The sequence below is a fragment of the Rhodoferax sp. genome, from assembly GCF_044236835.1.
Classification (GTDB): domain Bacteria; phylum Pseudomonadota; class Gammaproteobacteria; order Burkholderiales; family Burkholderiaceae_C; genus Allorhodoferax.
In genome coordinates, this window is the sequence record NZ_JBIIGC010000040.1 from 1 (window position 1) to 5,102 (window position 5,102).

Below are 5,102 nucleotides of genomic sequence, written 5' to 3' on the forward strand. Positions count from 1 at the left end.
AGTGTTCCCACGTTAATCACTCCTTGAACCCTCCTGCTCAAAAAACAAGCAGGAGACCTTACTCAAGGGGTCAAAGTTGGATGAAAAAACTCAGTCCAGAGGGGTCAGATTTACGTGGAAATCAACACCCAGCGGCTCACCGGGTCGGTCTTGTTCTTGGCGGCTGAGAGCACCGCCTTGCCCCCCATGATCAGCAGAGTGCGCAAGTACGGGTCCCCCGCCTTGGTAATGCGCCCCAGGCGCTGCTTGCCCCCCGAGCTGTACTGGCCCGGAACCAACCCCAGCCAGGCGCAGAACTGGCGACCACAAGTGAAGTCATGACCCTTGCCCACGGTGGCCACGATGGCGCTGGCCGTGGTGGGTCCGATTCCGCTCAACGTCATGAGCTGCCTGGCGTGCACATCTTCTTTGGCAGACATCTCAATGTATTGGTCATATTGCTTGATGCGCGTATCGAGGTGGGTGAGCTCACTGAGCGCATCGCCCACCACGGTGTTGCACCAGCCGGGCAGGTCTTCCAGGTGCTTGTGTGCTTCGCGGCGCACAGTGGCAGCTTTGAGCGGCAGCACGATTCCCAGCTCCGACAGCAGGCCCCGGATCCGGTTGATGAGAGCGGTGCGTTGCTCCACATAGCCTTGTCGGGCGCGGTGCACGAACAGGCGCGATTGCTGCTCTATGCTCTTGACTGGTACGAAGCGCATATGGGGGCGCGTGACCGCTTCGCAGATCGCGGCTGCGTCTGCGGCGTCGTTCTTGCCTTGCTTGCCGCTCATGCGGTAGGGCACCACGAACTTGGGCGCCATCATGCGCACGGTGTGGCCAAACTTGGCGAACTCGCGGGCCCAATGGTGTGCACCCGAGCACGCTTCCATCCCGATGAGGCAGGGTGGCAAGTTGGCGATGAGTTCGAGCAGCTTGGCGCGTGGTACTTCAGGTCGCACCAGCACGGGTTTGCCCAATTCATCCACGCCGTGCACCGCAAAGACGTTCTTTGCAAGGTCGATTCCAACCGTTACGATTGCCATGACTTCCCCTTCCAGAAAAACAAGTGAGTTGATGAAAAGATTCGCCTCTCCATCGTGGCACTGTGTTGCCGACAACCGCAACCCCTACGGGTCGCGGCTCGCTTGGGACGGGGAAGTCCCTTTCATTCGTTAGGCGTCAGAAAACAGGCTTTCTACGGTCGTTACAGATGCTCATACTCGCCGGGTTTCTTGCGCCATACCTGATAGCAATTGCCGGGTATCCCTTCCTTGTGTGGCGTGCTTCTTACACCTGGATCGCTGCAGCCGGAATCTGCTTCCTCATCGTTTCGACACCTTGGCTGATTCCAGTTGAAGCGGCGCACTTTCGATTTCTGGCATCCATTTCTGCGGTTGTTCTTGCAATCAAGGTAATCGACGCATCACTCGACGCAGAGCAAAGACGCGCACCGACCTGGAGCGAGTACCTCAGTTTTCTTGCCAATCCGTTCACACACGTTCGACGCAGCCTGGCGCATGAGCGCCGCCCACCATCGCGGGAGAACCTACAGACCATTCTTTTCGCACTTGCCGCGTGCGCGATGGCCACTACGGTTCTGCTTACATTGTTCAAAGTAAACTGGTCGAACGTACCGTTTCTCCTCGAACACGTGAGCAAGGTGGCCGCGCTGATGCTTGCGATTGCTTATGCGCTGACCGCAGCCGCCGCACTCTGGCGCCTTGGCGGAGGAAGCGCACGCGACTTCATGGATAGGCCCTTCGTCGCCCGAACACCTGCTGAATTCTGGCGACGCTACAACCGCAACGTCCACCAATTCTTTCTGCAAGACGTCTTCAATGGGAGACGCAGCCGAATTGCGCCAATCCGGACCATCCTTCTTGTCTTCGCTCTGTCTGCAATCCTCCACGAGTACATTTTCTTCGCGCCAATAGGACAGGTGCAAGGGTACCAAACCGCATTCTTCGGTCTCCAAGGCCTTGCTGCAGCCACCACAGCACGCGTAAAGGTGCGGGGCTGGCAGATCTTCCCCTGGACGACTGCAACGCTAACGTTCAACCTCCTGTCCTCGGTGCTTTTCTTCGCTAGCATCCACGCAGTCGTCCCGTTCTACTCGCGAGGCTTGCCACCATGGTTGCACTGACGCCTAACCCCTCTAGTGGGACTTCCCCTTACGTCAAGCAGCTTTGGTGATGGTTTTCTTTCTTGAGCCTTGCCTACAACCTTGAAGATGAGCCGATGCCCGGGCTCCATTCGCTCGGCGTGACATTGCTGTCGCAGAAGGGTTTGGACGTCACCCGCTTCAATAGACACCTGTTAAGGTCGAAATTGAACTGGAGTGATAGCTATGAAGAGAGTGAGATACCCGGCCGAATTCAAGGCTGAAGCGGTGCGTCAAGTTACCGAGCGTGGGCACGGCGTCGTTGACGTTGCCAAGCGGTTGGGGATGTCAGACAAGAGCTTGTACCTGTGGGTACGTCTTGCAAAGGATGGCGCTGGTCCTGGCAGCGGTGAGACGTAAGCGCACGGTCATCCCACCCTTGAAGGGAAAGACCTAAGCGGCAACGATGGTGTCCACCAAACGATTTAGGTGGACACCATGAATGAAGCCAAGAAGAAGACCCGCCGGAGGTATGGCGCCGAGCTCAAGCAGCAGATCCTTGCCCAGTGCGCCAAGCCAGGCGCTTCGGTGGCCAGCGTGGCCATGTCCCACGGCATCAACGCCAATGTCGTGCACAAGTGGCGTCGCCAGGGTAGTGGCGCGCTGCCTGCACTGCAGGCTCCCTCATTCGTTGCGCTGCCGCTGGCGCCGCCGGCGTGTGCACCTGCGCCGGACATCCGCATCGAGCTGCGTCGAGGCGCCACCAGCGTGTCTCTGACTTGGCCCCTGGCGGCGGCCGAACAGTGCGCCGTGTGGATGCGAGAGCTGCTCAGGTGATCCGGGTGGATGCCCTGTGGCTGGCCACCGAACCGTTGGACATGCGAGCGGGCACCGAGACAGCGCTGGCCCGCGTGGTGGCGGTCTTCGGCGCAGCGCGCCCGCACCACGCCTACCTGTTCGCCAATAGACGCGCCAACCGCATGAAGGTGCTGGTGCACGACGGCATTGGTGTGTGGCTGGCTGCTCGGCGCCTGAACAGCGGCAAGTTCGTTTGGCCGCGTGATGCCGCCGCCATCGCTACGCTTAGCCGCGCGCAGTTCGATGCGCTGGTGCTGGGCCTGCCCTGGAAGAACGTCGGCGAGGCTGGGATCATCACGGTGCTGTGAGAGCGAGCGCGCAATTGGCGAATGCACCGATGCGCATGGGCCACAGCGGCGGCACCATCAGGTTCTGTGATCACCGCAGAACACATCGATACCCTCAAGCCCGCGCAGATGCGTGCGGCCCTGCTGTCGTTGATGGGTGAGCTGGCCACGCGCAACAGTGTGATCGCGCGCCAAAGTAATGAGGCCGTCTTCAAGCAGGCACTGATCGACAAGCTCACGCACGAGAACGCGCTGCTCAAGCGCATGAAGTTCGCCGCGCAGTCCGAGCGCTTCAGCGTCGAGCAAAAGAGCCTGCTTGACGAAACACTGGACGAGGACTTGCAGGCCGTGGCCGATGAGATAGAACGGGCCATGCCAGCGGTTGTAGCCCACCAGGAAAAGCAAGCCCCCAAACGCGCTGCGCTACCGGCCAACCTGCCGCGGCGAGAAATCCGCCACGAGCCCGAGTCCACGACATGCCAGTGCGGCTGCCGGATGTTGCGCGTGGGCGAGGACGTTGCCGAGAAGCTGGACTACGTGCCCGGTGTGTTCAGCGTCGAGCGCCACATCCGGGGCAAGTGGGCCTGCGTGAAGTGCGAGACGCTCACCCAAGTACCCGTTGATCCTCACGTCATCGACAAGGGCATCCCCACCACCGGGCTGCTGGCGCAGGTGCTGGTGGCCAAGTACGCCGACCACCTCCCGCTGTACCGCCAGGAAGCGATCTTTGGCCGAGCTGGTCTTGCAATCGCGCGCTCTACGCTGGCGCAATGGGTGGGCTCGTGTGGGGTGCAGTTGCAGCCGCTGGTGGATGCAATGAAGGACGAGCTGCTGCAGCACAGCGTGCTGCACGCTGACGAGACGCCGGTGGCCATGCTCAAACCGGGCAACGGCAAGACACACAGAGCCTACCTCTGGGCCTACGCCACGGGCGCCTTTGAGGTCACGCGGGCTGTGGTCTACGACTTCTGCGAGAGCCGCGCAGGCGAGCACGCTCGCACCTTCCTGGGCGACTGGAAGGGCAGTCTGGTGTGCGATGACTTCAGCGGGTACAAGGCCCTTGTGGCTGCCGGCGTCACCGAGGTGGGCTGCCTGGCTCACGCGCGGCGCAAATTCTTCGATCTGCACGCGGCCAACCAGAGCCAGATTGCCGAGTTTGCGCTGCAACAGTTCGCCCGGGTCCACGAGATTGAGCGAGAGGTCAAGGAACTCAGCGCCGAGCAGCGTCTGGCAATCCGGCGGGAGAGAACGCAGCCGCTACTGGACGCCCTGCACGAATGGATGACGCTGCAGCGGCGCAAGGTTCCCGACGGATCAGCCACAGCCAAGGCGTTGGAGTACAGCCTCAAGCGATGGGAAGCACTCATCCGCTTTGCCGATGACGGGCAACTGCCCGTGGACAACAACTGGATCGAGAACCAGATCCGGCCCATCGCCATTGGCCGAAACAACTGGCTGTTTGCCGGCAGCTTGCGCGCGGGCAAACGCGCCGCAGCGGTGATGAGCCTGATTCAGTCAGCGCGCATGAACGGGCACGACCCTTACGCCTACCTGCGCGATGTGATGGCACGCCTGCCCATGCAGCGCGCCAGCCGCATTGGCGAGCTGCTGCCGCACCGCTGGCAGCTTGCCTGATAGCGCATCCACAGAAACACGACCGCGCCACGCGGTCAAGATGGGATCGCCGCGCGCTTACGGTGAGACGGGTCAACTCAAAGCCGAAGTGTCGCGCCTGAAGGCTGACTTGAAGAGGGCCAACGAAGAGCGTGACATCCTAAAAAAGGCCGCAACGTACTTTGCCAAGCTGTCCGGGTGAAGTACGCATTTATGGCTGAACACCAAGGCCAATTCCGACTCAGCAGCATGTGCCGGGT

Annotated in this window: 5 protein-coding genes and 2 pseudogenes; 6 read left to right on the plus strand and 1 reads right to left on the minus strand. The window is 61.0% G+C overall.

Annotation, left to right across the window (positions count from 1 at the left end; all coding sequences use genetic code 11):
• Positions 1–125 precede the first annotated feature (125 nt).
• Positions 126–1,025 (minus strand): annotated as a pseudogene (locus ACILRC_RS15120) (IS110 family transposase); the annotation flags it as partial.
• Between the two features lie 167 nt (positions 1,026–1,192).
• On the opposite strand from ACILRC_RS15120, the gene ACILRC_RS15125 reads away from it, so the two are divergent.
• The 6 genes and pseudogenes from ACILRC_RS15125 to ACILRC_RS15150 form a co-directional block, all read left to right on the plus strand.
• On the plus strand, positions 1,193–2,125 hold the full coding sequence (locus ACILRC_RS15125) for an MBOAT family O-acyltransferase (protein WP_395670198.1): 933 nt from the start codon (positions 1,193–1,195) through the stop codon (positions 2,123–2,125).
• A 204-nt stretch (positions 2,126–2,329) separates the two neighbouring features.
• Positions 2,330–2,503, plus strand: coding sequence for a transposase (locus ACILRC_RS15130; RefSeq protein WP_395670199.1), 174 nt, complete (start codon positions 2,330–2,332; stop codon positions 2,501–2,503).
• A gap of 78 nt (positions 2,504–2,581) precedes the next feature.
• Positions 2,582–2,920 (plus strand): IS66-like element accessory protein TnpA, encoded by a 339-nt coding sequence (gene tnpA, locus ACILRC_RS15135; RefSeq protein WP_395670200.1) that lies wholly within the window; start codon positions 2,582–2,584, stop codon positions 2,918–2,920.
• Positions 2,896–3,249 carry an IS66 family insertion sequence element accessory protein TnpB gene (gene tnpB, locus ACILRC_RS15140; protein WP_395670201.1) on the plus strand — a complete coding sequence of 118 codons (354 nt, stop codon included), beginning with the start codon at positions 2,896–2,898 and terminating at the stop codon, positions 3,247–3,249. The genes tnpA and tnpB overlap by 25 nt, the downstream gene beginning before the upstream one ends.
• A gap of 66 nt (positions 3,250–3,315) precedes the next feature.
• Positions 3,316–4,863, plus strand: coding sequence for an IS66 family transposase (tnpC, locus tag ACILRC_RS15145; RefSeq protein ID WP_395670202.1), 1,548 nt, complete (start codon positions 3,316–3,318; stop codon positions 4,861–4,863).
• A gap of 82 nt (positions 4,864–4,945) precedes the next feature.
• A pseudogene (locus tag ACILRC_RS15150) lies at positions 4,946–5,102 on the plus strand (IS3 family transposase); the annotation flags it as partial.

Bases quoted from the DNA above. Each gene is read 5' to 3' on its own strand.
- ACILRC_RS15125 (WP_395670198.1), top strand. From the start codon at position 1,193: ATGCTCATACTCGCCGGGTTTCTTGCGCCATACCTGATAGCAATTGCC.
- ACILRC_RS15130 (WP_395670199.1), top strand. From the start codon at position 2,330: ATGAAGAGAGTGAGATACCCGGCCGAATTCAAGGCTGAAGCGGTGCGT.
- tnpA (WP_395670200.1), top strand. From the start codon at position 2,582: ATGAATGAAGCCAAGAAGAAGACCCGCCGGAGGTATGGCGCCGAGCTC.